Source organism: Ruegeria sp. CE12, assembly GCF_056537525.1.
In genome coordinates, this window is record NZ_JBQFRS010000007.1 from 22,745 (window position 1) to 48,460 (window position 25,716).

Sequence of the window (25,716 nt, forward strand, 5' to 3'; positions counted from 1 at the left end):
TTCTCCGCTAACTATCTGTTAGTGGTATGGTATTGTGATTAATGGGTTGTAACAACAGATCCATTTGACCAAGAATTCTCCGCTGGCAGCGAATGTCCGCGCTGATGGATCGCATTGAGGTATCTGCTGACATCGCCGAACGGCGGGCTCGGGTCGACGGTGTTTTTGGTTGATCAGTGCCTTCGTCCACCATAGCGTACCACGTATGTCTGAATTTGATTTCCTGATCGTCTTAGAGCGCCACAGCGCTCACCGCCGAAAGCGTTTCGCCGGATAGCGATTCCTCGTTTGGCTCACTGCTTAGCGAAACTTTTTTTCGGAGATCTCAGATGACTGAATTCAATACTATTCCTGTGCTTGATCTTTCACCATTGATCGATGGCGAAGATACATCCGACCTGGCCCTGGAGTTCCTAGATGCATACGGCAAGACCGGGTTCGGCTATGTCATAAATCATGGAGTGGATCCTGCATTGCGCGCCGCCGTGTTCGCGGCCTCAAAGAAGTTTCACGCGTTGCGAGAGACTAAAAAGCAGGCAATTGCGCTGGATGAATGCCATCGTGGGTACATAGCCATAAACACCTCGACGGACGTAAATTCCGATTTGGCCAAAGTGACAAAGCCGAACCAATCTGCTTCGTTCATGATGATGCGCGAGGACCCGGAGAGAGACCCTGATGTCTATCTGTCCGGACCAAACCAGTGGCCAGACCTGGATGGGTTTCGAGAGGCTTGTGAGGCCTATGCTCATGCAATGACCGAATTGGGCAACAAACTGTTGAGGTTGGCACTGGATGCAGTTGGTGTCGAGGATCGTTCAATTCTCGCTGCATTCGAAACGCCGACTATATGGCTGCGCTTGCTTCACTATCCACCGCAGCCTCCGAAAGCGCCGGATGATCTGTTCGGTTCAGCCCCCCATAAGGACTTTGGATTTCTGACATTGCTGGCGCAAGATGATGTTGGTGGCCTTCAAGTTCAGACACCGGCTGGCCATTGGGTGGATGCGCCGCCAATCGAGGGTGCTTTCGTAGTTAATGTCGGCGACATGCTGCATCACTTGTCCAACGGAAGGTTGTTGTCCACGCCGCATCGGGTGATCAATGCGAGCGGACGAGAGCGCTATTCCGTGCCGTTCTTCTTTGACCCACATGTCTCTGCCGTAATCGCACCCCTCCCGGAAACAGGCATCGCTAGGTTTGAACCTTTGAACTTTGGTGAGTTTCTCAGAAATGAACTCGAAGCCAGCTACGATGCCCATCAAGCTGACCAGTCAGAAACTTAGAGCGTGCTGTTATCCTTGAGAAAAATTTGCTCTCCCGTCATCGATGGAAGTAACAGTGCTACGGTTAAATATACTGCACAATTTGCAGGGGGTGCCTGCGGCAACAGATTACTACTTGGAACAGGTCGCCTTCATCGCCGCAGCGTGGCGATGGATTACGTGACTGTTCGGAATTCATCTTTGATAAAAGGAGCAAGGCAACCTTGGGCGAGGCAAACGCGCGTCAGGAGGGGTTGGACTGATCAACCAGCCTTCGGGTTCTTCTGCGAACTGGTTGGCCATATTGTTGGCGAAACGCCCTGCGCAGCCCAGACGCTGAAGAAAAGCCGCAACGCAGGGCGATCTCCTCGACACTCAGTCTGGTATGTGTGCTGAGGTCGCGCGCACGTGCCAGACGAAGCGCCTGGTAATGACGCCCTGGAGAAACACCAAGCTCCTGCTTGAACAGACGGGCCAGACTGCGTTCTGACATGTTCGCGAAGGCTGCGAGTTCGGCCAGCGAAAGCGGTGTTTCCAAAGTGTCAGCCATACGGGTAATCAGCATACGCAGCTGTTCTGAGCCATGGATGCGAAGCCCACGTGCCCCGGAACCAGAAAGTTGCGCACTGGCGCTGTCCTGCAGGAACATGGCCGCTGCCTCTTGCGCTGCTACTGCACCGTAACGACTGGTGATGAATTCCAAGATCAGATCCAGCGCTGTAGCGGCGCTGCCGCAAGTCCAGAACCGCCCATCCTGCACGAAACGGTCGGGTTCTACGGCGGTGGCCAGAAAGCTCTCGGCAAACTCGTCGTGGAGTTGCCAGTGAATGGTGGCACGGCGCCCATCCAATAGGCCCAGGGCCGCCATCAGCCAGGAACCCGTGTCTGCCCCGATCACTACTCCCGATCGCAAGAGGGGATTCAAATGGCGCGAGAGTGGTTTCTGCACAGCTTCCGCGCGGAACTCGTCACCACCCACGATCAGAGTCAGGTCGGCCGCACTCATGCCCTGAAGCGATCTGTCAGGTGCAACACGGATGCCGCTGGAACTGGTCACTGGGGCGTCACTCGCAGTCAGGATTGTCCACCGGATATCTGCACCACGATTGTCACGAACCACCCGCAGCGGTTCCAGCAGGCACGCCAGAACGATGTTGGAAAAACTTTCCGACAACAGAATCGAAACGGTGAGCTGTGTCACTTTGGCAGAATCCGCACATTTTTCGACAATATTGGTCCGTTCGGCATCGGGGCACAATCCTAACGTCAGTTCAATGCCCCAAAGCGCGGCAACATGTCAGCAGCCCGACAGGAGACACGTTTTCATGACAACACGGCCCCTTGATCATATTCGCGTGCTTGATTTCGGCCAGTATCTGGCGGGCCCCCTGGTCGGAATGATGCTGGCTGATATGGGGGCCGAAGTGATCCGCATTGATCCGCCCGGAGGCCCAAGGCTAAAAGAACCAGCCACCGACATGCTGTCACGTGGCAAATCTGCGCTAACCTTGGATCTAAAAAGCGAAGCGGGCCTTGCCACGGCGCGGGATTTGGTTGCCCGGGCCGATGTGGTGATCGAAAACTTCCGACCCGGGGTGATGGAGCGGTTGGGCCTGGGGCCGAAGACTTTGCGGGAAATCAATCCGCGCATCGTGTCGCTGTCTTTGCCGGGCTTCGCCTCGACCGATCCGGCGCTGGCCGATCTGCCTGCGTGGGAGGCAGTGATTGCCGCGCGCACCGGGCAGTTCACCGACATGGGGTTGAACCGGCGGCTGATGGGGATCAACCCTTCTTTCACTCCACTCACTCTGGCCTCTGCCTATGGCGCAGCATTTGGCGCGATGGCTGTGCAGTTCGCCCTGCTTGCACGGGACCGCAATGGCGGCGAGCATATCGAGGTTCCACTGGCATCTTCCTTGCTTGAAGGGCTCGTCTACAACTGCGAACAGATCGAGGATTACCCCGAACGTTACAAATCCCCACGCGAAGTGGAGCTCGACCGGCGAACGGCCGCGGGCCTGCCCATGAACCTCGGATTTAGCGAACTGGAAGAGTTCCTGGATCCATTCTATCGCACTTATACCTGTGCCGACGGGCGGGGGTTCTATGTGGTGGCAGGAAGCGTCAAGACGCACCCGCGCCGGGTGTTGGAGACCTTGGGGCTGAAAAAGCTCGCCGACGAACTGCCCGATTTCGATGCCTATCTGGATACACGTGATTGGCCCGATGAATGGTCGCTGCGAAACTATCCCGTTGGCGAACGTGACAGAGAGCGGGTGTCGTCGGCAATGAAGGCTGCATTCCTGACCAAGCCTTCATTTGAATGGGAAGCACTGTTCGGAGCGGCCAAGGCACCGGCCACGGCGCAGCGGTTTTCAAAGGAATGGCTCGCAGACCCCCACGCGCTGGCCTCGGGTCTGGTGCTTGAGGTCGATGACCCGCGCTATGGCAAGATGCGGCAGATGGGGAACGTGGCCTGGCTCGCCGGGGATGCGGGGGCTTTGCAAAAAAGCCCTGGGCCTGAACCGGACAGCGCCCCTCTATCCGACATACTGGCCGAGGTTCCCCGAACAGCCGCAGGTGGCGACGGAGAGGGCGGGTGGCTCGATGGACTAAAGGTGCTGGACCTGACTAACGTTATTGCCGGCCCGACCATCGGGTCAACTCTTGCCCGGTATGGAGCGCAGGTGACCTCGTTTCAGCCAGTGGATCCTTCGGTTGATCCTTGGAATACGGTGGTCTTTGGGCTGCACGCGCATCGCGGAAAAAAGAGCGTTCTGCTAAACCTGCGCTCGGACGACGGTCAGTTGGCTTTACGGCGACTGATCGAGGCGTCGGATGTGATAACAATGAACGGTACCGACGAACAGCGTGACGCCTTGGGATTGAGCGAAGCGCAGCTGGCGGCTATCAACCCGCGGCTGATCTTGGTGCAGCTCGACGCCTTTGGGGGGCCGGCGCGCGGGCCGAAATCTGATCATCTGGGATATGACGATCTGGCGCAGGCGGCGACCGGGGTCATGGTACGCTTTGGCGGTGGTATGCAAACGCCCGAAGAACATGCGCATTTCGGAACCATCGACGTCCTGACCGGATTCTGTGCCTGTGTGGCACTTGGCGCGGCGCTGCTGCGACTCGAGAAAACTGGCAAAGGTGGCATCGCGCGTGCAGCGCTGGCCGGGGCAGGAAATCTGATTCAGGCCCAGTTGATGTATGACTTCGACGGGCGCGCAGCCTTCGACGAGCCTGCGGGGCGCGAGGCTCTGGGTTGGGGGCCGTTTTATCACTGCTACCGCGCGGCGGATGGTTGGATGTTCTTTGCTGCGCCATCCGAAGGGAGGGAGGCGCTGGCGCGCCTGCCGGAATTTGCTGATCTGGTCGCGATGCCCGAAGTAGAAATGGTGGCTGCGATTTCACAACAGTTCGCCACGCGCAACGTAGCCTACTGGTCGCAGGCATTTGCCGGAACTTCTAGCACCGTGATGCCACTAGGTTCGCTGCACGACACACGTGATGCAGTTCTGCAGCCGGAAAGTGGTGGCCGGATCGATCTGACCCGGGGAACCTTCAGTGTGATCCGGCATGACCAGCACCCTATGGACCGCTGGTGTGATCTTGTGGCACCCAATGCGGTCCGTCCCGCGCGCGCGGCCATTACCATTCCCGGGCCGATGCCCAAATACGGAGCCGACACTCGCCTGGTTCTGGGCGCAATCGGCTTTTCCCTTGATCAGATCGACGCCATGATCGCCTCCGGTGCGATAGCGGAAAGCTGGTCCGGAAAGTACTTGCCGGAATAGGATGTCGAGATGACCCATTCGGAAACTTCAGGTCCTGCCACGACGCCCCGCACGCGGGCTAAGGCGCGGCATATCCTCGATAACTACTACATCGGCCCGTCGCGTGATGACGCGGTGCTCGAGATTTGGGGATATACTGACCGGATGACTTATGCCCCGGGTGACCGGGTGGCGCTGCGGGTGTCAACGACTGCGGACACCTGGGATTTGGAAATTGGCCGGGACGGACAGCGCTATGAGCCGCTGCTGCGCGAGTCGGGGCTTGCGGGAATACACCAAGACACGCCGCCCGACTGTTCGGTAAAGGGGTGTGACTGGGATATCGCCTACGAATTCACCATCCCCGACGACTGGCGCGAGGGTGGATACCTGATCACGTTCAGCGTCGAGTGTGACGGAGACAGGATCGAGGAACACCACCTGATCCTACTGCGCCGAGCACCCTCAAAGCCACCGACGCCTTACTTACTGGTTTGCGCCACCGGAACCTGGCTGGCCTACAATTGCTGGGGTGGATCAAACCACTACGAAGGGATTACCGGACCCAAAGGCAACGCGTTCTCCCCGATCGTCTCAACCCAACGCCCATGGACGCGGGGGTTCTGCAAGCTGCCGGAGGGTGCCCCTCGCGCAGTGCCAGAGGGTGCCCATGTCCCCGGCGGAATGGTGCGTTACCCCTATATGGAGTGGGCATACGCCTATGGCTATTCCAAGAAATACGCCTCAGCTGGCTGGGCCAGCTATGAACGGCATTTCGCGCGTTGGGCAGAGGCGCAGGGGTTCGAACTGGACTTTGCCACACAGCACGATCTAGAGGCCGATCCGGAGTTGTTGCGCCGCCATAAATGCGTGATCTTTGTCGGCCATGATGAGTACTGGACCGCCAATATGCGCCATGCGGTGGATCGCTATGTCGATGGTGGAGGGCGGGTTGCTCGATTTGGCGGCAACTTCCTTTGGCAGACGCGGATCGAAGACGAGGGTAGGACTCAAATCTGTTATAAATATACAGCAGACCGCGATCCTCTGGTGGGGACGGATCAGGCGCATCTGGTCACTGCGGCCTGGGAGATCGCCCCGGTGAACTGGCCCGGCACCACGACACTCGGTGCAAGCGGACTGAAGGGTGTCTATGCTGGCCTGGGCCGCTGCGTGGGGCAGGGCAGTGGCGGTTACACCGTCTATCGACCGCAGCATTGGGCCTTCCGGAACACAGAGCTAGGGTATGGCGATCAACTGGGCGCAGGATCACGCATCTTTGGCTATGAGGTGGACGGCGTTGATTACCGGATGGAGGACGGTTTGCCCTTTGCTACCGGCAGCGATGGGGCTGATCAGGCGATACAGATACTGGCGCTGGGGCTCGCAACTAACGTGGAGCCATCACATGGGGTGTGGGGCGAGACGGCCTATATCGGTGACAGTGACGCGCATTTCAAGGCACAGGCCGTGTTTGGTAAAGTCACGCCCGAGACCATGGATCGCAGCGCTCGCGGCAATGGCGTGATCGTTCATTGGGTACGTGGCAAAGGCGAGGTGTTCAATGCGGCGACCTGTGAATGGGTCATGGGACTGACCCGCCGGGATTGGCAAGTTGAGCAAGTCACCCGTAACGTGTTGGAAAGGTTTGGGTGATCTTGAATATCCCTCAGTAGGTGCCGTCGAAGCGAAGTGTTGAGAGGAAACCGCCTGTGATGACCAGACGTTAGGTAACAGCGGTATCGCCAGAAAAGCTCTTGATATCCCCGGAAGGCCCATTGTGATGGAGAACTGCAAGCTCTGGCGCGAAACTGCGGAGCGGATGTGTCTTCGGCACTTCGTGGTCCGTCAACAATTGGCTTTCGCCCCGAACATCTCAGCCGTTCTGATCCCGAAGGCGTGGATGTTCCTGCCGGTGTCGAATGAGTTGAAGTACCTGGGAAGGAAATACTGTTGTACTTAAGTACAGCGTTTCAAAGCCAACCCATAACTGTTCGGATCGACGGGCATCACGAAGTTGGCGAAGGCGATCAGGTGTTCATACACCTTACCCGATCCTCGATACATACTTTTGCGCGGTGAAAGAGCCCATGCACAGCCGCTATTACTTCGTGGCAAATCCGTGATCACCGAACTCGGGCATTTCAATGCAAATCTTTAGCTCGTTCCGGAAACCGGAATATCCGTTCCGGCTGCAAAGATCTAACAAGTCGATTGCCAATTCTCTTGCTTCAGAATGTCGGGATTCCTCCAGCAAAACATGGACCTCTGCCGTCAGCAGCCAGGCTTCAAACGCATCCATTTTCATCAACTGAGCCAGATTAAGACCCTTGTTGAGAACAGTCCGTGCTTCATCGAATTCGTGTTTTAGCGCAAGCAATCGAGCCAAAGGAGCAGCGGAAAAACAGCACAGCACATCGATTCCGGCCGAATCCGAAGTTCGAAGCGCTTGTCTGAGAGCTGCTATTCCAGTGTCCAGCTCACGTTTCATACAAGACTGTATTCCTCGGGCGACAAGCGCAAAGCTTTGGTCATAGGCTTTCCCGGTTTCCTCGGCGATGCTAAGCGCAGTGCGAATATCCTTTTCACTTTCAGTGAACCGTCCGGCCATACTGTAAGCATTGGCCCGCGTCGCAATGCCCAAAACCGAGATCGAACCCGTGGTACCTATGTCCACTGTACGAAAGGTCTCTGCAAAGAGGCTTTCGTGACGATCGATTGCAGATACCGAGCTGAGATAATCCCCGTGAAACCAAGCGGCCTGGGCCAGAGCAAAGGCAGCCTTGGCTTGCAGCATCGTATCGCCAGACGTTTCGGCGTTTATCAATGCAAACTGCGACACTCTTATAGCATCCCGCACGTCCGAAAGAACCGAAAGCATGATCCCTTGGTCAATTTGCGAGGCGATACGGGACGATGTATCTCCGATCTTTTTGCACAAGTCCTCAGCCTCGCGCGAAATGCTCAGGATACGTTCGAAGTCCCCGCTGGCCACCAAAGATACACGCAAGCCCCTGCGCGCTTGCAGCCCCAGCTTGGCCACCAAAAATGCATCAGCCTCGTGACGGATCTTATCGATGCAGCGTAGAGCGTGTTCAAAGAATGATACGGCTGCCTCAAACGAATAGAGCTTGATCGACAACTCACCACAGTGGTTATAGGCATTTGCGGCGTCCAGCCAGAGTTCACCACCATCCGCATGACGGGCGACCGACTGCATGTGGTCGAGATTGTCGGTATCCCCATCCTTGTTCAAGGTTGAGAAAATGGTCCGGTGGTGTTTGTACCGCCGCAGCCTGGGAACACTGCGATAGCCGACTTTCTGGATCAATGCGTGGCGGAACCGAATGGTTTGAGCATTGCCGCCCACCGCAAACTCGAGCAGACCCTGTTCAATCAGGCTATAGACCCGGGCCTGCGCATCTTGGAATTCACTTTGAAGGGTGTTGAACAATACGTCCCGGTTCCATTGCATTCCGCCAACAGCAACGATCTGCAACGCCTTTCGATCTTCAAGATCAAGTGCATCGATACGTGAGGCAATCAATGGCTGCACTCTTATGGGGATGTCGAACTCATCCACAGTATCGGGAAGCTTGTTGGGATGTTTGTCATCATCCAGGCGGTCGCGGATATTGTACACAAACTCTTCGACAAACAGCGGAGTTCGGTCACTCAATTCCTCGATGTATCCGGCGACAAGCTGATCGACGCCACTGTTATCAAGCAGCAATCTGATCAGGTTTTTGCAAGCCGCAGCTTCCAATGGGGGTACGTGGATGACGTCCAGCAAAGGTTTTGGCCCGGATGAAACGAAATCTGCATTGCGCGACGTCAAAAGGATCAGGACGCGCTGTGCCGCAATTTTGTCCAGCAGAGTGTCTACTACGTCCAGCGTACCTTTGTCGGCCCAGTGCAGATCTTCGACAATCAGCACCATTGGCGCCCCGGATCCCAGAGCCAAAACGAGCCGCGCAAGCGCATCGACCAGAAGCTTTCTGCGGTGCAAATGGTCGGCCACACCCATCTCGGATTGTGGCTGAACTCGCGTGAATAACGAAAACAGCTCTTGTCTTGTTGCTTCGCCGAGATCGTGAAGGCTTGCCAACACGTTAGACAGTCTGGCTTCTAGCCCGATTTTGGATGTGGGATCAGAGTATTGAAGATAGGACGTAATTGCGCGCGTAATCGGCAGAAACGCAGCTTCCTGATCCAGTGATGTACAATTGAATTCCAGCGTTTCGTGTTTGCCAAGGAAAGCGCTGTCGGCGAACTCATGCAACAATCGGGACTTTCCAATTCCCGCGGTTCCGATGAGCAAAGCTGCATTGCCCTGACCGGAACGGATCGTGTTCCAGGCGTCGAACATACGTTCCAGTTCTTGTGCTCTGCCGACAAACGGCGACCGGCCCCTTCGGATACGTGAACGCCACCGCGAGACCTGTTTTTTACGCGCCCGTATCTCGTACAATCTAATGGGTTCCGCCAGATTGCCGAGTTCAAGCTCGCCGACTGGTTCGTGTTCGAATACCCCACCCGCGTGTTCGATCACTGCACCGGAAACAGTAACTACGTTGTGACGGGCGCGGCTTTCGATCGTGCTGGCAATATTCATGACTGGGCCAAGGAATGCTTGCTCTTCACCCAGCGTGTGCTGGAGATGACTCACCAACAGTTCACCACAGTGCAGCCCAATCCGAATATCTGGCTGCGCACCGTCCATTTTCGACAGGTTTTGAATGATTTCCAGGGCGCTTGCGATTGCCTTGATTGCATGATCTTCGTCTGCATCAGGCGCCCCAAAAACTGCCAGGGCTCCATCACCGGTAAATAGTGTCGTCGCGCCATGACTCTCACAGGTCGACATCATCAGCTCAATTGCTGGTCCAAGGTGGTCAACAGCATCTTCGGGATCGAGAGAGCCGATCATCATCGTAGATTTGACTATGTCAGCGAACATGACAGTGCACATTTTGCGCTCTGTCGGTTCTATCTGAACGTTGCCTGCCATTCTGTCAAAGTCCTGTTAAAATGTACAACTTTGCTAAGTTAAAAATTCTTGTAGATTATAGCACCTTAAAGATTTGGCCCGCAGGCCTTTCGATAAACCCGACGATTGAAATTAATTGAAACGTCATGGTTAATGGACTAGCCGTATACAAATATTAATAAGAGGGATTGACGTGACAGACAAACATAAACACGGATTAACGCTTGAAGATGTTCAGATGATCATTGGTCGGGGCGTTCTTGATGAATCTTTTCGTAAAGAATTTATTGCTGACCCAGAAGACGTCGTTAAACGTCTGGGCATCTCTGTTGATGAGGACGGTAGCGCGGTTGACCTGCTGAAAGCGATCAGCGCTGTCTTCGATGGTCGCGCCGATGTACAGGCTGCCATGTCCGATATCAGGAAAGCATACGAAGTGTCTTCGGACGGTGTGATCCGGCCTCGCTGCGCCTGACGCGCAATGACAGAAACGGCACTCAGCCCGACACTTGATGCAGGCGCAGAACATCATCGTCTGTGTCTGGTGTCGATGCCGTTTTCATCGCTTCAACATCCTGGCCTGGGGTTGGCGTTGCTTGCACAACTGGCCCGCAGAGCAGGTGCCCGGACAAGCGAGAAGTTCTTTAGCTTTGATTTCGCAGAACTCATTGGGCTGGATCGCTATTCGCTTTTATCGGACGGAAGGTTTTATCAGGCGCTTCTAGGCGAATGGGTTTTCAGTGACCTGATCTATCCCCGAAGCGAAGCCGTTGCCTTTGAGTATCTGACGACGGTTCTGGCTGATCACGTGTCAGGTGTGGAATGGCTGACCGTGATGCAAGACGCCATTTCGGCCCGCGAACAGGTCGGTGCCTTTGTGGACAGGTGCGCCGAAGAAATCCTTCAGGATAAACCGACCGTAGTAGGCATCACATCGTCGTTTCAGCAAGTGATGTCTTCATTGGCCATCGCCAAGGCTGTACGCCGGCGATCTGAGGATGTTGTGATCGTGATGGGCGGTGCAAATTGCGAAGGGCCGCTCGGTCAGGCCCTGTTGCAAGCCCACCCTGAACTGGACGCAGTCTGCATTGGTGAGGGAGATGAAGCGTTCCCCGATTTTCTCGGTGTATTGCGGTCGCGTGATGATCTGCCAAGTGTGCCGGGCATACTGACGCAATCACAAAAGACGCGGCCGCTCAAAGATGCGACGGCCCCTCTGGTCACCGATCTGGATGCGCTGCCTGTCCCGGACTTCACCTCGTTTTTTGATAGGTTCAATAATACACCCGGTTTGCCGGATCTGTTCAAACCATCGGCGACAATTGAAACCTCTCGTGGATGCTGGTGGGGTGCCAAACACCATTGCACATTCTGTGGCCTCAACGGCCAGTCCATGACCTATCGCAGCAAATCTGCTGATCGGGCATTTGCAGAGTTCAGTGAGCTGGCCGATCTGTATGGTCCGGACCTTGTTGTGGTCGACAACATTCTGGACCATCGCTATCTCAGGACGCTTATTCCTAAATTGGCGCAGGATGAACGCCCGTTTCTGATGCACTATGAGGTCAAATCCAACCTTTCACCGGCCGTGATTGCCTCTTTGGCAGACGGAGGTGTCAGAAAGGTTCAGCCAGGGATCGAAACGTTTGATACGAAAACCCTGACACATATGCGCAAAGGTGTGTCTGGGATTCAGAACATTCAGACCCTGAAACTTTGTGCAGAAGCCGGTGTGTTTGTCGAATGGTGTTTTCTGTTCGGATTCCCGGGTGAAAACCCCGAAGGTTTTGAACGTATGGCGCACCTGATACCGCACCTGCACCACCTGCAACCTCCGGGTTCGGTCGGCCCCGTCCGGGCTGATCGCTTCAGCCCTTACTACGACTATCCCGAAGCCTATGGCATTCAGGTCCTACCGGCAAAGCCTTATAAGTATATCTTTGATGTTCCAAAAGAGGATCTCACACAGTTTTCCTATCACTTTGACATCGTCGATAAATCAGACACCACGGCGCACAACCGCGCAGAACCCACACTCAAGGCGCTGACGGTTTGGCAGAACGATGCCGGCTCTGCCGAGCTGTATCTGGACAAGGATGTTGTGATTGACACACGGTGCCCAGATCAGCGCATTGAGCATCAGCTTTCGTCCGCAGAGCGTGCGGTCGTGGCGCATGCCTCCACTATTGTTGGTGCCACTCAATTGGAGGAGCGTGTAGCCCCTCAATTCGGTCGGACGTCAGTGCGCAAAGCGGTTGAGCGGTTGTGTGAGCTTAACCTGCTGACTGTCGAACAAGACGCCTTACTGTCGCTTGTACTCAGGACGCCTGGTTTCACGCGGGCTCCCGATTGGAATGTTATTCGGAACAGTCCGCACCTGGCTTTTGCCGTGCAACGACGTGAAGATTTTGTCTGATAAGGGCGTGTCTATTTTGGTTTCTCTAACCGCGGCTGGGATGTTGTGCTAAAGGTGCCACGGCTTGCCCAAATTTTTTGCACACCTCTGTCAGAGGCTCGGTGGATTGGACGTTCTACAGAGCCATAACCTCGGACATTCGGATTTTTGTCGGGATTGCTGGATGAGTTCGTCCCGCATCACGCCGATCCGGACTTTCAGCTAATTTGCGACATAGCCTGTGAAAGCGCGAACGCTGCCGACGGCCAGACTGCAAACAAATCAATTGGTCCTGAATCTATGCAGTTCACCGAACTATGGTTAGAGTTACCTGTATGATTTAGCCGAGATTTGTTATGCAAACCAATTCTATTTCCCGTCGGTTTTTCCTTGGATCTGCGACCGCCTCGCTAGTCGGCGTGCCCCTGACTGCGTTTGCCCAGACGACATCGCCGTCTCAAATGGCGGGCGTTGCGGTACCACCTGGTCAAATTGCGACAGCAATCGCGGCATTGGATGATGTTGTTGCCGAGATCATGGCGCGCAGCGGTATCCCCGGCGTCTCCGTCGCGGTCGTGCACAAGGGTGAAACAGTTTTGACCAACGGTTACGGTCTGCGTCGCGTGGGGGTATCGGATACCATCAACCCGGACACCGTGTTTCAGATCGCTTCCGTATCAAAATCAGTCGGGGCCACAGTGGTTGCGCAACAAGTGGGACAAGGTCTTATATCCTGGGACAGCCCCATGTACGAACTCTTGCCATGGTTTCGTCTGTCGGACCCGGCGCGAAGTGAGTTGTTGACCATTGGGGACCTGTACAGTCACAGGTCCGGTCTGCCAGATCACGCAGGCGATGATTTGGAAGATCTGGGCTTTGACCGCACAACGATACTGGAGCATCTGCGGTTGCTGCCGCTCGCTCCATTTCGGACATCTTACGCCTATACCAATTTCGGCCTCACCGCCGCCGCTGAAGCAGTAGCGGAAAAAGCGGGTATCGATTGGGCAACGTTGTCTGCGCAGGCGATTTACCAGCCGCTTGGTATGACGCGCACTAGTTCGCGTTTCGCTGACTACATGGCGGTCACTGACCGGGCTGTTCCTCATACGCCCAGCGATGGAGTGTTTCTCCCGCAGTTTCAGCGCATGCCTGACGCGCAGTCGCCAGCAGGTGGTGTCAGTTCCTCTGCCAACGATATGGCCAGATGGATGCAGTTGATTCTGGCAAATGGCCGTTACGGTGACGATCAGATTATTCCGCCCGAGGCCCTGCTTCCTGTGATCAGTCCGCAAACCGTATCATCACCGCCGACATCCCCAGACAGCCGCGCCGGGTTCTATGGGTTTGGCTTCAATGTCAGCACCGAACCTTCCGGGCGGGTAAAACTCAGCCACTCAGGGGCCTTTGTAATGGGCACGGGCACCTGTTTCTCTCTCATTCCCTCTTTAGATCTCGGCATCGTCGTATTGTCGAATGCATCTCCGGTAGGGGCGGTGGAATCCATCGCAGCGGAATTCACCGATCTGGCTCAGTTTGGAAAGCAGACCCGCGATTGGTATGCAGGCTATTCTCAATTGTTCAAACCGTTCTTTGACCCACTCGGCCATACTGTGGGCGCCTTTCCCCCGGTCGACGCGGCCGTTCCTCTGAATTTCGAAACCGCTGTCGGCAAGTACAGCCACCCATATTTTGGGACTGTGGAGATTCAGGCGACGGGAGAGCAATTGGTATTGTTAGTTGGACCGCATTCGCAGGATTACCTGCTGCAACCGTGGGACGGAGCCACCATGGTTTTCGACTTTGTTACGGAAAACGCTCCACCCGGATCGCGCTCAATGCTGACATTTGAAGATCTAGCGAGTGGCAAAGCGGGAAGTATCGTAGTTGAGCTGTTTGGTGAACACGAACCTTCTCGTTTCATCCGTGTCTGACTCTGTTTCCTGATGGCGTTGTTTAATGTCCGTCGTATACCTGCCCATTGACCGGCTTAAAGCAGACCTCTGTTCCGATGTTGCACAGAACCGCCTCTCGTTGGTCAGGCATTAACCCTGACTGGCCACTAGGTGGTATTGGGCTTGTAGGATTGGTGGTCGGCTTTGAGTGCCGTTCGAAAATTTCGCAAACACTCGCGAGCGGGGCTGATCTACCCTGATCCAAACAACAGCCATTCTGACTTTCGGTACTGACGCTGATCGCTGGAGGCTCGCTTGTTATTGATCAAAAGAAAGCAAGTTAGAGAGTTTCTTTGCCCCTCGCTTTAAAGTTTCCAGAAACAGAACTAACCCATCTACGTCATGCCTCTGAGTTGGAGCGTGTACCGACAAAGTAGCAACGAGACGTTTATTGGCGTCAAAAATTGGAACTGCAATGGCAGACATCCCAAGCATGAACTCTTCGTTGTCTGTGGAGTAACCGTTTTGGGAGATAAGGGTAATCTCATCTCGCAGCGCTTTGGGCCTCGTCAAGGTATGGTCGGTTTGGGGAAGTAGTTTTCGAGCCGAGAGGTAGCCATCAAGCGTCTTCTGGCGAAGGGTTGAGAGGTACATCTTTCCGCTTGCCGTGCAATGAAAAGGTACTTGGGTGCCAATTGGCAACTGAATTCGAAGTGGCCACTTTGTTTCAACCCGGTCGAGATAAATCATACCCTCCCGGTCGGGGATGGCGAGGTTGCAGGTTTCTCCTACTTCGTCGGCAATGCCACGCAAAATCGCAAGCCGCGCGGTGCGCAGGTGTTCTGCCGACATCGTGTTGACCGACAGCTGGCGCAAGCGCGGACCGGGCCCGTAGGATCTGCCATCCAGATCGCGTTGAAGAAACCCTTCGGCTTCGGCGGTTTGAAGCAGCCTGTGAATTGTCGGTTTCGCAAGACCGAGCGTATCAACTAGCTCTGCCGGTTTGACGGGAACACCGCGCCTTGCCACTTCTTCCAGGATCAGAAGTAACCGCAAGTTCGTGGGAATTTGGGTTTCACGTTGTGATGCGTCCGTAGATACCATCCCGTTACATTCTAGTTGTTTGGCAGTAGGATCAAGGCCAGATCAGGTACCAAAGAGACTAAAATCCATACCGAAAGCAGCGCTGCGAGATACGGAACTGTGTATCTGAGCAAGCGGAAATACGGCACACCCGTCACGCCAGATGCGACATAGAGATTCAGGCCATATGGTGGAGTGATGAACCCGATCGAAGCGCCAACGAGGAAGATGACCGAGAAGTGAATCGGATCAATCCCGACAGAGGCCGCAATAGGGGCAAGGATTGGTGCAAGGATGATCGTGACAGGTAAGCTCTCCAGTACCATTCCCGAGAAGAATACAATCACCATCGATGTAAACAGAACTGCGTGATAGCCGCCCATTGAGGTCACGAAATCGCCAATTGTCTGCTGGGCGCCGAGCAGGGACAGAATTTGCTGCATGACGACAGATATGGCGATCAATGGTGCCAGAATTCCCGTGATTTGTGCAGAGCGGATCACGATCGAGGGGATTTCAGGGATCGTGAAACCTTCGACGACCAGCATTTCTGCATAGGTCTTTTCAGAGGGTGAAATATCGCCGCGCGCACCCATAATGCGATTGATCGGGTAGCTGACCAATCCGGCAATCACGCAAAACCCGACAGTTACACCAGCCGCCTCGGTCGGAGAGAACTTGCCAGTGTAGATCCCCCACAAGACCAGCCCGATCGCAAAGAAACCAAGCCAGGCACCGAAAGCAGTTTTGAGAACCCGGTTCAGCTGCAAAGGGATCAGGTGACCCCAGCCGTTGATCCGGCAGATTATCCAGCATGCAAACTGCATGCCGAACACCATCAGTGCACCGGGAAGGATGCCAGCTACAAACAGCTCGGAGATTGGCAGGTTCATCAGGAAGCCGTAGACGATGAATATGATCGACGGTGGGATAATGATCCCAACGGTGCCACCAGCTGCTGCAGTTGCGGCACTGAAACGTTCGTCGTATCCGCCTTTGACCATCTCGGGGTGTAACATTGACCCGATTGTCGCGGTAGTCGCAGAGTTCGATCCCGAGATCGCAGCAAACAGCCCGCAGGCCCCCAACGAAGCCATCGCCAACCCGCCGCGTATCCAGCCCAGACAGGCATAGGCAAAATCGCTAAGCCGTCGGGCAATGCCAGATTTGTTGATCAGGTCGCCTGTCAGGATGAACAACGGCATAGCCAGCAGGGCAAATCCTTTGTTGAAAACATTGAGCAGCTCGGCGCCCATGTTGTCGAGTGTCAGTCCCAAAACGAATGAGCAACCGATCACCCAATAGCCGATAACCAGCAGCACCGGCACGCCCAGCATGAACAGAAACGTGACCCCCAGAGAGATCAGAGTGACCCATGTACCGTCTGTCATCAGTCTGCTCCTATCACGGCCTGCTTGATCAGCGGCTCGCCGGTTTTCCAGTTGTTGAGATCATCTGCCAGGTTTTGAAAAACGCGCCCGACCATCAGGAAGAATGAAAGCGGGGCGGCCAGCAGGAACCACCACTGCATGATGTTGTCGGTCCCAAGCACGATCTGAAAATTCGAGGCGGACAGCGCAACAAGCCGCGACGTGGTCACAATGACGATCACCGCAAAGATGAACCACAGGACGGCATCGAGTATCAGGCACGCCAACTGTCCGCTTCGCGGCATCGCCGTGCGGAATTCGCTGAAACTCAGATGGGTGCGCAGACGCACATTATAGGAGGCCCCAAACCAGGCCATCACCATGAACAGAAGTGGAGGAATGGTGGTGGACCAGGGTTCCTGATCATTGAAGACGAACCGGTCGATCACGCCCCAAAAGATGATCAATGCGATGGCGAGGTAGGAATATACCATAACCGAACGCTCAAGATGGCGTTCGATAAAGGGCACCTTGCGATAGATCAGCATCACCAGAAAGCCGCCTAAGGCTGCAACAATCGTGCCGACAATCCAAGCGGCATCAGATTCCAAGGCGATTTGAATCTCGAATGAATCGCGAGTGAGCAAGGCGCTGAAAATCGCGCCGATATCTGCCCATAATGACATGAACCCCGTCCTCCCAGTCGGTGTTTGAATGAGCCGGCCCTTTTGAGGCCGGCTCGGTCAGATTAATCAGGCTTGGCCCATCCACCAACGGCGTGGTTCAACATTTTCCGGTAGGGTGTCTGCGGGGATCTCGCGCGCGATGTCGTAGATCTCCTGGTAGGTGTCGATACCACCGGCCCACTTGTTGAGGCGTTCGCGCCACTGTGCCCACGGTTCAGGGTTGTAGTTCGGAGCGCACATCTCTTCGGCCAGTTTGATCTGATCATCGGGCAGGAAGGCCGGACGAACGCCGTTTTCGGCGAAGATCGTGTTGGGAAGCTGGGGCTCCGAGAAACCGACCGTGTTCAAAAGCGCAGCTTCGTTCGCGCCTTGGATGAGGGCTTGTGTGAAATACGACGATTCCATCACTGCATCCTGCAGTTCACCTCCGAGGCTATCGAACACTTTTGCCGACATCGACGTATGCTCGGTTCCGCAGAAGAACTTGAGGTTTACTGACTGCGAAACCACAGGCGCCATATTGGCGTAGGCAACAGCCGATGCCCACGTTTCGGCACCATCGATCAGGCCTGTCTTAAGAGCGTCCAGTGTCTCTTCCCACGCAACTGGAACCGGGTTCAGGTTCAGAAGCTGCATGGCGATCCGGCCAAGCTGTGTCCCCGTCACGCGGTTCTTTGTGCCAAATAGCTCTTCCAGTTTGGTAACGGTCGGCTTGTCAGCAAAGGTCGAGCCCATTTGCAGACCGCGCAGTTCGCAGTGGGTGAACAGGAATTTCAGCCCGTGCCGTTTCTCAAGTGGTTCACGCAGGATGCGCTGGCTCGCCGGGCTATAGAAGAAGTGGTACTGAGCTGCACGGCTGGGGAACATATAGGCATAGTCCAGCACGTTCAGATAAGGCGCGCCACCAGCCGAGTTCTGGGTCGAGGCCGCATAGATGTCGACGATTCCCTGCTGCGTCTTCTCCACACAACTCAACTGTCCGCAAATCTGGTTGTCGCCGATGAACTCGATGCGAATCTCGCCGTCGGTGCGCTCCTCCAGGTCGCGAGCGAACTCGATAGCGCCCGCCCGCTCGATCAATAGGTTTCGGGTGTTGAAGCCGGACGCACCGAATTTGAGTGTGTGCTTTGGTTCTTTCGAGAATCGTTTTTCGTAAGTCGATTCAGCTGCTTGCGCGAGATTGGCCAGGCTCATCGCCCCGCCGAATCCACCTGCGGCCAGCAGCGTCGAGCTCATGCCATAGCGTCCAGCCACACGGAAAAAATCCCGCCTTGAAATACCGCTTAGTTTGTTACCGATCTCCATTGCTTACCTCCCTGATCGCAATTATTGAGACTTTTTGTATCAAAAAATGCTAGTATAGTTCCGGCAATTTGCATAGGGTTTTTTTCAGTGACATTGGGAGGAGACCATCATGGAGGTAGATTATGCAGTTGTCGGAGCCGGTTCTTCGGGCTGTGTCATCGCCAACCGACTGAGTGCCGATTCTCAGACGACGGTCGCCTTGCTTGAGGCAGGAGGACCGGACACCAATCCGTGGATTCACATTCCCGTCGGCTACTTCAAGACCATGCATAACCCTTCTCTCGACTGGTGTTATCGCACCGAACCGGATCCGGGTCTAAACGGACGATCGATAGACTGGCCGCGTGGTAAGGTGCTGGGCGGGTCATCTTCGCTGAACGGGTTACTTTATGTTCGTGGCCAGAAAGAAGATTACGATCGCTGGCGCCAAATGGGTAACACGGGATGGGGTTGGGATGACGTGTTGCCCCTGTTCAAACGTAGCGAAGATCAGGAGCGCGGGGAGGACGATTTCCATGGAATCGGCGGCCCGCTCTCGGTTTCCAATATGCGGATTCAGCGACCAATCTGTGACGCGTGGGTCACGGCCGCGCAGGCTGCGGGATATCCGTTCAATCCTGACTACAACGGTGAAAGGCAGGAGGGTGTTGGCTACTTTCAGCTAACTACGCGAAACGGTCGCAGGTGCAGTGCCGCCGTTGCTTATTTAAAACCTGTTAGGAACAGGAAAAACCTGAATATCATGACACATGCCTTGGTCAGTCGCATCGTGCTGGACGGCAAAAAGGCCACAGGGCTTGTGTATCGAGACCGCGCAGGGAATGAGAAAACGATAAAAGTCCGTCGTGAAATCATATTGTCCGGCGGGGCTATAAACTCTCCACAGATCCTGATGTTGTCCGGCATCGGAGACCCCGAACACCTGAAGGAAAACGGAATCGAGCCTGTGCACACGCTGCCTGGTGTCGGGAAAGGTTTGCAGGATCATTTGCAAGCGCGTCTGGTGTTCAAGTGTAATGAGCCCACGCTGAATGACGAAGTGCGCAGTCTGTTCAATCAGGCTCGTATTGCTCTGAAATACGCATTGTTCCGGGCAGGTCCGATGACAATGGCGGCCAGCCTTGCAACGGGATTTCTGAAGACCAGACCTGAGGTGGAAACGCCTGACATTCAGTTTCATGTTCAGCCATGGTCTGCAGACAGCCCCGGTGAAGGCGTGCATCCGTTTTCGGCCTTCACGATGTCGGTCTGTCAGTTGCGCCCCCAAAGCAGGGGCGAGTTGCGTCTGAATGGTCCAGATCCTACTCAACACGTGAAGATTATCCCGAATTACCTGTCGACCGAAGTTGACTGTCGCACCATCGTTGATGGAGTGAATATTGCACGCAAGATCGCGCGTCATAATCCGCTTGCGTCAAAAATTTCGGAAGAGTTCCGGCCGACAGCCGAACTATCCACTGACGACTACAGTGGAACCCTGGATTGGGCGAGATCTAATTCTGTTTCGATTTATCATCCCACCGGCACCTGTGCGATGGGGTCGTCCGACAGATCAGTCGTAGATTCCAGTCTAAAGGTGCACGGACTCGAAAACCTGCGGGTTGCCGACTGCTCAATAATGCCGGAAATCGTTAGTGGGAACACCAATGCCCCAGCTATCATGATTGGAGAGAAAGCAAGCGAACTGCTTTCTCACAGGGCTTAGGTGTGTCGTCCTGACATTACGTTAAACCACCAGTTTGCATTGTCGCTGGAGATCAGGGAATTCCTCTGCTCATCGCGGCGACAGTTAATGCAGAGCATCGCGACCAGCAGAATGTCGGGCGAGCTGTCGCTTTGCATTTTCCTGCGTTCAATAAGCGTTAAAAAGCTCAGATTGATGGTCGCCTGATCAAATCGGATGAACGCATGCCGCTTTCCTAACTTGTTGAACCGCTGGCCGATTACTCTGGCTAGGGGTTTCGAAAATAGCTTTAACCGCTGGAGCCATTTCCGTTATGTGAGGTTTCGACTGATCTGCGACACCAGCCAACCTTTTGTTGATCTGGCCAAGAGTTTCCCGCCTTAGATCTGCATGGCAGGTGCATAGCTCCAATTGAGGTCGCTGACAGGGTCGTTAGCGCACTTTCGATGGCCTTGTGCACTCTCGTTTCCCGGATATCTCAACACCGTGTTGAAATTTCGTCTGAAAATAAGGCCTCGAACGGGTGTTCAGAGCGCCCGAGTTTTGTATGAAATAGGAAAGACCAACAAGGGAGAAACAAATGAAAAAGCTGCTATTGGCCGCTGCGGCATCTGCCCTGTGCGCAACAGGCGCACTGGCTGAGGTCAAGGTCGGGATGATCACCACTCTGTCCGGTGGTGGTGCGGGTCTTGGAATTGATGTCCGCGATGGTTTCATGCTGGCAATTGCACAGTCCGGCCGTGACGACATTGAGGTCGTGATCGAAGATGATCAGCGCAAACCGGATATTGCGGTTCAGCTTTCGGATAAAATGATCCAGTCCGAGCGTGTTGATGTGATGACAGGGATCATCTGGTCCAACCTTGCTATGGCGGTTGTCCCAGCGGCGGTGAACCAGAATGTGTTCTACCTGTCGCCCAATGCCGGGCCTTCCCCGCTTGCAGGCAAAGGCTGCCACCAGAACTATTTCAACGTTGCGTGGCAGAACGACAACCTGCACGAGGCCGCAGGGGCTTATGCCAATGAAGCGGGCTATGAAAAGACCTTCATCATGGCGCCAAACTATCCGGCGGGCACTGATGCCCTGACCGGCTACAAGCGGTACTTCAAGGGTGATCTGGCCGGTGAAGTCTATACCAAGCTTGGTCAGACGGACTATGCCGCCGAGATCGCGCAGATCCGGGCAAGTGATGCGGACAGCGTGTTCTTCTTCCTGCCCGGCGGCATGGGGATTTCCTTCCTCAAGCAATATGCCGACAGCGGTATTGACCTTCCAGTTGTTGGTCCTGCGTTCAGCTTTGACCAGGGCATCCTTCAGGCCGTTGGGGACGCAGCACTTGGCGTCGTGAATACGTCGCAGTGGAACAAGGACATCGACAACCCAACCAATGAGGCTTTCGTCGAAAGTTTCCAGGCCGAGTACGGTCGTCTGCCATCGCTTTACGCGAGCCAGGGGTTTGACACTGCGAACCTGTTGCTGTCTGCGCTTGAGAAGGCTGATCCGTCCGATGCAGATGCATTCCGCGAAGCACTGCGGGCCGCTGACTTTGACAGCACACGCGGGGATTTCGCCTTTGGCCCGAACCATCACCCGGTGCAGACCATCTATGCGCGCGAAGTGATCAAGGAAGGCGACGTCTTTACGAACAAGATCATTGGTGCAGCGCTGGAAGGTCATTCTGACGCTTACGCGGCCGACTGTAAAATGTGATCGATCCCTGCCTGCCTTCTGACTGAGGGCAGGCAGATACCCGGAGTTTCCATGTCTTCGATCCTGATTATCGAGCAGATCCTCAACGGACTGCAATTCGGCGTTATGCTCTTTTTAATGGCTGCCGGCCTGACTCTGATCTTCGGGGTCATGGGTCTGATCAATCTTGCCCACGGCTCGTTATACATGGTTGGGGCGTTCGCTGCGGCGGCTGTGGCAGGTGTAACGGGCTCGTTCTTTCTGGGTTTGATCGCTGCTCTTGCGGCTGCTGCTCTGGCCGGTGCAATCATCGAAATCGTTGTCATCCGGCGACTCTATGATGCCGCGCATCTTGATCAGGTTCTGGCTACTTTTGCTCTGATCCTGATCTTTTCAGAGGGTACACGCTGGGTTTTCGGATCCTTTCCACTGTTCCTGAACATTCCAGAGGCACTGTCCGGTCCCGTGACTTTGCCCGGTGGGATCGAATATCCCCTGTACCGTCTGACTCTGATCCTGATCGGGATGGCTGTGGCGGGGGGGCTTTGGTTGCTCATCGAACGTACACGGATCGGGATTCAAATTCGTGCCGGTGAAAATGATCGTGAAATGATCGCAGCATTGGGTGTCGATATCTCAAAGCTCTACACGCTTGTTTTCGCGCTTGGGGCCGCTCTGGCTGGTCTGGCCGGAGCCTTGGTGGGCGCAATTCAATCGGTTCAGGTCGGTATGGGTGAGCCAGTGCTTATCCTTGCGTTCGTCGTCATTGTCATCGGCGGTATCGGGTCGATCCGGGGGGCATTCATCGGGGCGCTTCTGGTGGGTCTAACCGATACATTGGGCGGCGTGTTTCTGCCCGAACTGTTCAAACTGTTCATGGATACAGGCGCTGCTCAGAAAAGCGGCTCGGCCATCGCATCCATGGGAATATACATCCTGATGGGACTGGTTCTGATCTGGCGTCCCACCGGCTTGTTCGGAGCACGTGCATGACGCTTGATGAACGCTATATCAACGGTCTCGTGCTGATCGGGTTGCTTGCATTGCCACTTTGGGCGTTGGCAGCGGATGAACCGTTCACGATCACACTGGTAACCCGTGCAGTCATCCTTGCATTGGCAGCGGTCGGTCTGAACCTCATTCTGGGTATTGGCGGGATGGTCAGCTTTGGCCACGCCGTTTTTTTCGGCATTGGCGGCTACGCGATGGGTATCCTTGCCTATCACGCACAGACCTATACTGCGCTCGACCTCGGGTTCTTTGAGACAGATGGCACCAATTCAATGCCGGTCATCTGGCTTGTTGCAATGATAATGTCAGCGGTCGTGGCGTTCTTCATTGGCCTTTTGTCCCTGCGAACATCCGGTGTCTACTTCATCATGATCACACTCGCCTTTGGCCAGATGTTCTTCTACTTCGCAATCTCTTGGGCCCAGTACGGTGGCGAGGATGGGCTTTCGATTTATGTTCGAAATGGTTTCCCGGGCCTGAACACGCTGGTTCCAATTCAGTTCTTCGGCATATGCTTCGCCCTGCTGTGCATTGTGCTCTTTCTCTTTTCGCGACTCCAGTCATCGCCCTTTGGTTTAGCATTGAACGCAGCGCGTCAAACCAATGCTCGGGTCGAGACTGTTGGCTTAAACCCCATGCATCTCAAACTGCTGGCCTTTGTCATCTCAGGTGCCATCACGGGGCTGGCCGGGGCTTTGTTTGCTGATCTGAACCGCTTTGTTTCACCCACAATGTTCAGCTGGCAATTGTCCGGCGAACTAATTGTCTTGATCATTATCGGTGGGGTAGGGCGCCTGATGGGACCAGTGATTGGTGCCTGTGTATTCGTCGCGCTAGAGCATTTTCTGGGTGAACTCACAGAATTCTGGCTTGTCTATCTGGGCATTATTCTGTTGTGTATTGTCCTGTTTGGACGCGGCGGGTTGATTGGTCTTCTGACCGGCAAGGAGGGGGCACATGTCTGAACCGATCCTTGCAACTCATGGTCTGAACAAAAGCTTTGGTGCTCTCAAGGCAACCAACGACGTTTCCATTGATCTCATGCCCCGCGAAATTCACGCGATCATCGGGCCCAACGGAGCGGGAAAATCCACACTGATCAAGCAGATCTGCGGTGGGCTAAGGCCGGATTCAGGGCGAGTGGTACTGTGTGGGCAGGACGTGTCTGGCAAAACCACCCAAGCCAGAGCGCGTGCTGGATTGGGGCGAACTTTCCAGATTTCCGACCTGTGCATGGAAGATACAGTGCTGGAAAACGCAGTGCTGGGTGCGATGGGTGCTCAAGGGGTCGCCTGGCGGTTCTGGCGCAGCGCCTTGAAAAACAGTGCACTTCTGGAAAGAGCTGAAGCCGCATTGAACCGCGTTGGCCTTGCCGAGGAATGCAACACGCGCTGTGCCAACCTAAGCCATGGCCAACGTCGGCAATTGGAGGTGGCAGTTGCGCTAACGCTGTCACCAAAGGCTTTTATCATGGATGAACCGATGGCGGGGCTTGGTGCAGAAGGTTCCAAACGGCTGACCGGTTTTCTGGATGGATTGCGCGAAGAAGCCCCAATCCTGCTGGTGGAACATGATATGGACGCGGTCTTTGCCCTGGCGGATAGGATCAGTGTCTTGGTCTATGGCAAGGTCATCGCCACAGGAACTGCCGATGAAATCCGCAGCAGTCAAGAAGTGCGCGAAGCCTATCTGGGGGACGAGGCATGAGCTTTCTTACCGTTCAGAACCTTACCGCCACCTACGGTGTCAGCCAGGCATTGTTCGGAGTGGATCTGACAATGGCAGAGGGTGAAGTGACGGCCCTGATGGGGCGAAATGGGATGGGCAAATCGACAACCGTAAAGGCGATTTGTCAGATGATCAGGTCCGAAGGGACACTTACCCTGGGTGGGTTGAACCTACATGAACTTTCCAGCCACAAAGTCGCCCGCAAGGGTGTGGGTCTTGTGCCGGAGGGGCGTCGCTGTTTTGCCGACCTTACCGTGCGCGAAAATCTTGTTGCTGCAGCTCGGCCCGGGGATTGGAACATGGCCAAGGTGACCGAGTTGTTTCCTCGGCTTGGTGAACGGGAAGGCCAACGCGCGGTATCTTTGTCGGGCGGAGAGCAACAGATGCTCGCTATTGGCCGAGCGCTTATGACCAACCCACGCCTGCTGATCCTTGATGAGGCCACCGAAGGCCTTGCGCCGATCATCCGGCAAGAGATTTGGGCGGCCTTGCGCCGTCTGAAACAGGAAACCAGCGTCGCTATTCTGTTGATCGACAAATCTCTTAAGGAACTGGCAGCCGTCTCGGACAAAGCAGTGATACTGGAACGCGGTAAGACGGTTTGGGCAGGTGCCATGGCGGATCTGACGCCTGAAATATCCGAGAGATATGTGGGTGTCTGATGGGGTTTGAACCCCATCAGAAAGCGCTATCCAACCCTTTGACTAAGAGCGGGAGTTTCCAATCGAGTTGTTACCTCAGCTGGCAACCCAAATTAAAAACCAGTTTACGCACGCCGCGGGAACGGTAGTCATCTGAACCGGTGGCTTATCATTCATCTACTTCGCGCAATGTG

The 25,716-nt window shown here is 55.0% G+C and carries 18 protein-coding genes; 12 read left to right on the forward strand and 6 right to left on the reverse strand.

Features of this window, described 5'->3' with window-relative positions; translation table 11 throughout:
- The first annotated feature begins 329 nt into the window (after positions 1-329).
- On the forward strand, positions 330-1,286 hold the full coding sequence (locus ACR0IO_RS16075; RefSeq protein ID WP_480742602.1) for an isopenicillin N synthase family dioxygenase: 957 nt from the start codon (positions 330-332) through the stop codon (positions 1,284-1,286).
- 223 nt (positions 1,287-1,509) lie between these two features.
- Here the strand turns inward: ACR0IO_RS16075 and ACR0IO_RS16080 are convergent, their stop codons facing one another.
- Positions 1,510-2,466, reverse strand: a complete 957-nt coding sequence (locus ACR0IO_RS16080; protein WP_480742603.1) for a GlxA family transcriptional regulator — start codon at positions 2,464-2,466, stop codon at positions 1,510-1,512.
- A 124-nt stretch (positions 2,467-2,590) separates the two neighbouring features.
- Between ACR0IO_RS16080 and ACR0IO_RS16085 the strand changes: the two genes are divergently transcribed.
- A complete protein-coding gene (locus ACR0IO_RS16085) occupies positions 2,591-5,065 on the forward strand; it encodes a CoA transferase (protein WP_480742604.1) in 2,475 nt (824 codons plus the stop codon).
- Positions 5,066-5,074: 9 nt separating this feature from the next.
- Positions 5,075-6,700, forward strand: a complete 1,626-nt coding sequence (locus ACR0IO_RS16090) for a N,N-dimethylformamidase beta subunit family domain-containing protein (RefSeq protein ID WP_480742605.1) — start codon at positions 5,075-5,077, stop codon at positions 6,698-6,700.
- Positions 6,701-7,148: 448 nt separating this feature from the next.
- Here the strand turns inward: ACR0IO_RS16090 and ACR0IO_RS16095 are convergent, their stop codons facing one another.
- Positions 7,149-10,055 (reverse strand): ATP-binding protein, encoded by a 2,907-nt coding sequence (locus tag ACR0IO_RS16095; protein ID WP_480742606.1) that lies wholly within the window; start codon positions 10,053-10,055, stop codon positions 7,149-7,151.
- A gap of 172 nt (positions 10,056-10,227) precedes the next feature.
- On the opposite strand from ACR0IO_RS16095, the gene ACR0IO_RS16100 reads away from it, so the two are divergent.
- From ACR0IO_RS16100 to ACR0IO_RS16110, 3 genes are all read left to right on the forward strand, one after another.
- Positions 10,228-10,509: a hypothetical protein gene (locus tag ACR0IO_RS16100; protein ID WP_155147633.1), complete on the forward strand. Its 282-nt coding sequence runs from the start codon at positions 10,228-10,230 to the stop codon at positions 10,507-10,509.
- Positions 10,510-10,515: 6 nt separating this feature from the next.
- Positions 10,516-12,450: a RiPP maturation radical SAM C-methyltransferase gene (locus tag ACR0IO_RS16105; protein WP_480742607.1), complete on the forward strand. Its 1,935-nt coding sequence runs from the start codon at positions 10,516-10,518 to the stop codon at positions 12,448-12,450.
- A gap of 335 nt (positions 12,451-12,785) precedes the next feature.
- Positions 12,786-14,363, forward strand: a complete 1,578-nt coding sequence (locus ACR0IO_RS16110) for a serine hydrolase (RefSeq protein ID WP_480742608.1) — start codon at positions 12,786-12,788, stop codon at positions 14,361-14,363.
- A 279-nt stretch (positions 14,364-14,642) separates the two neighbouring features.
- Here ACR0IO_RS16110 and ACR0IO_RS16115 read toward each other — a convergent pair whose 3' ends face one another.
- The 4 genes from ACR0IO_RS16115 to ACR0IO_RS16130 all read right to left on the reverse strand — a co-directional run bounded on the left by ACR0IO_RS16115 (position 14,643) and on the right by ACR0IO_RS16130 (position 18,768).
- Positions 14,643-15,428, reverse strand: a complete 786-nt coding sequence (locus ACR0IO_RS16115; RefSeq protein ID WP_480742609.1) for an IclR family transcriptional regulator — start codon at positions 15,426-15,428, stop codon at positions 14,643-14,645.
- Between the two features lie 11 nt (positions 15,429-15,439).
- Positions 15,440-16,798, reverse strand: coding sequence for a TRAP transporter large permease (locus ACR0IO_RS16120; RefSeq protein WP_155147642.1), 1,359 nt, complete (start codon positions 16,796-16,798; stop codon positions 15,440-15,442).
- Positions 16,798-17,463 carry a TRAP transporter small permease gene (locus tag ACR0IO_RS16125; protein ID WP_155147644.1) on the reverse strand — a complete coding sequence of 222 codons (666 nt, stop codon included), beginning with the start codon at positions 17,461-17,463 and terminating at the stop codon, positions 16,798-16,800. The genes ACR0IO_RS16120 and ACR0IO_RS16125 overlap by 1 nt, the downstream gene beginning before the upstream one ends.
- Before the next feature lie 66 nt (positions 17,464-17,529).
- Positions 17,530-18,768, reverse strand: coding sequence for a TRAP transporter substrate-binding protein (locus ACR0IO_RS16130; RefSeq protein ID WP_480742610.1), 1,239 nt, complete (start codon positions 18,766-18,768; stop codon positions 17,530-17,532).
- A 109-nt stretch (positions 18,769-18,877) separates the two neighbouring features.
- On the opposite strand from ACR0IO_RS16130, the gene ACR0IO_RS16135 reads away from it, so the two are divergent.
- The 6 genes from ACR0IO_RS16135 to ACR0IO_RS16160 all read left to right on the forward strand — a co-directional run bounded on the left by ACR0IO_RS16135 (position 18,878) and on the right by ACR0IO_RS16160 (position 25,543).
- Positions 18,878-20,473, forward strand: a complete 1,596-nt coding sequence (locus tag ACR0IO_RS16135; protein WP_480742611.1) for a GMC family oxidoreductase — start codon at positions 18,878-18,880, stop codon at positions 20,471-20,473.
- A 559-nt stretch (positions 20,474-21,032) separates the two neighbouring features.
- Positions 21,033-22,163, forward strand: a complete 1,131-nt coding sequence (locus tag ACR0IO_RS16140) for an ABC transporter substrate-binding protein (RefSeq protein ID WP_170335999.1) — start codon at positions 21,033-21,035, stop codon at positions 22,161-22,163.
- A gap of 51 nt (positions 22,164-22,214) precedes the next feature.
- A complete protein-coding gene (locus tag ACR0IO_RS16145; RefSeq protein WP_480742612.1) occupies positions 22,215-23,135 on the forward strand; it encodes a branched-chain amino acid ABC transporter permease in 921 nt (306 codons plus the stop codon).
- Complete coding sequence (locus ACR0IO_RS16150) at positions 23,132-24,118, forward strand: branched-chain amino acid ABC transporter permease (RefSeq protein ID WP_480742613.1); 987 nt, start codon at positions 23,132-23,134, stop codon at positions 24,116-24,118. The genes ACR0IO_RS16145 and ACR0IO_RS16150 overlap by 4 nt, the downstream gene beginning before the upstream one ends.
- The gene (locus tag ACR0IO_RS16155) at positions 24,111-24,860 is read left to right on the forward strand and encodes an ABC transporter ATP-binding protein (RefSeq protein WP_480742614.1); all 750 of its coding nucleotides are present in this window, start codon (positions 24,111-24,113) and stop codon (positions 24,858-24,860) included. Before ACR0IO_RS16150 ends, ACR0IO_RS16155 begins: the two co-directional genes overlap by 8 nt.
- Positions 24,857-25,543, forward strand: coding sequence for an ABC transporter ATP-binding protein (locus ACR0IO_RS16160; RefSeq protein WP_480742615.1), 687 nt, complete (start codon positions 24,857-24,859; stop codon positions 25,541-25,543). The genes ACR0IO_RS16155 and ACR0IO_RS16160 overlap by 4 nt, the downstream gene beginning before the upstream one ends.
- Positions 25,544-25,716 lie beyond the last annotated feature (173 nt).

Coding starts and splice junctions, on each gene's coding strand:
- ACR0IO_RS16075 (WP_480742602.1), top strand. CDS start 330: ATGACTGAATTCAATACTATTCCTGTGCTTGATCTTTCACCATTGATC.
- ACR0IO_RS16085 (WP_480742604.1), top strand. CDS start 2,591: ATGACAACACGGCCCCTTGATCATATTCGCGTGCTTGATTTCGGCCAG.
- ACR0IO_RS16090 (WP_480742605.1), top strand. CDS start 5,075: ATGACCCATTCGGAAACTTCAGGTCCTGCCACGACGCCCCGCACGCGG.
- ACR0IO_RS16095 (WP_480742606.1), bottom strand. CDS start 10,055: ATGGCAGGCAACGTTCAGATAGAACCGACAGAGCGCAAAATGTGCACT.
- ACR0IO_RS16105 (WP_480742607.1), top strand. CDS start 10,516: ATGACAGAAACGGCACTCAGCCCGACACTTGATGCAGGCGCAGAACAT.
- ACR0IO_RS16110 (WP_480742608.1), top strand. CDS start 12,786: ATGCAAACCAATTCTATTTCCCGTCGGTTTTTCCTTGGATCTGCGACC.
- ACR0IO_RS16115 (WP_480742609.1), bottom strand. CDS start 15,428: ATGGTATCTACGGACGCATCACAACGTGAAACCCAAATTCCCACGAAC.
- ACR0IO_RS16120 (WP_155147642.1), bottom strand. CDS start 16,798: ATGACAGACGGTACATGGGTCACTCTGATCTCTCTGGGGGTCACGTTT.
- ACR0IO_RS16125 (WP_155147644.1), bottom strand. CDS start 17,463: ATGTCATTATGGGCAGATATCGGCGCGATTTTCAGCGCCTTGCTCACT.
- ACR0IO_RS16130 (WP_480742610.1), bottom strand. CDS start 18,768: ATGGAGATCGGTAACAAACTAAGCGGTATTTCAAGGCGGGATTTTTTC.
- ACR0IO_RS16135 (WP_480742611.1), top strand. CDS start 18,878: ATGGAGGTAGATTATGCAGTTGTCGGAGCCGGTTCTTCGGGCTGTGTC.
- ACR0IO_RS16140 (WP_170335999.1), top strand. CDS start 21,033: ATGAAAAAGCTGCTATTGGCCGCTGCGGCATCTGCCCTGTGCGCAACA.
- ACR0IO_RS16145 (WP_480742612.1), top strand. CDS start 22,215: ATGTCTTCGATCCTGATTATCGAGCAGATCCTCAACGGACTGCAATTC.
- ACR0IO_RS16150 (WP_480742613.1), top strand. CDS start 23,132: ATGACGCTTGATGAACGCTATATCAACGGTCTCGTGCTGATCGGGTTG.
- ACR0IO_RS16155 (WP_480742614.1), top strand. CDS start 24,111: ATGTCTGAACCGATCCTTGCAACTCATGGTCTGAACAAAAGCTTTGGT.
- ACR0IO_RS16160 (WP_480742615.1), top strand. CDS start 24,857: ATGAGCTTTCTTACCGTTCAGAACCTTACCGCCACCTACGGTGTCAGC.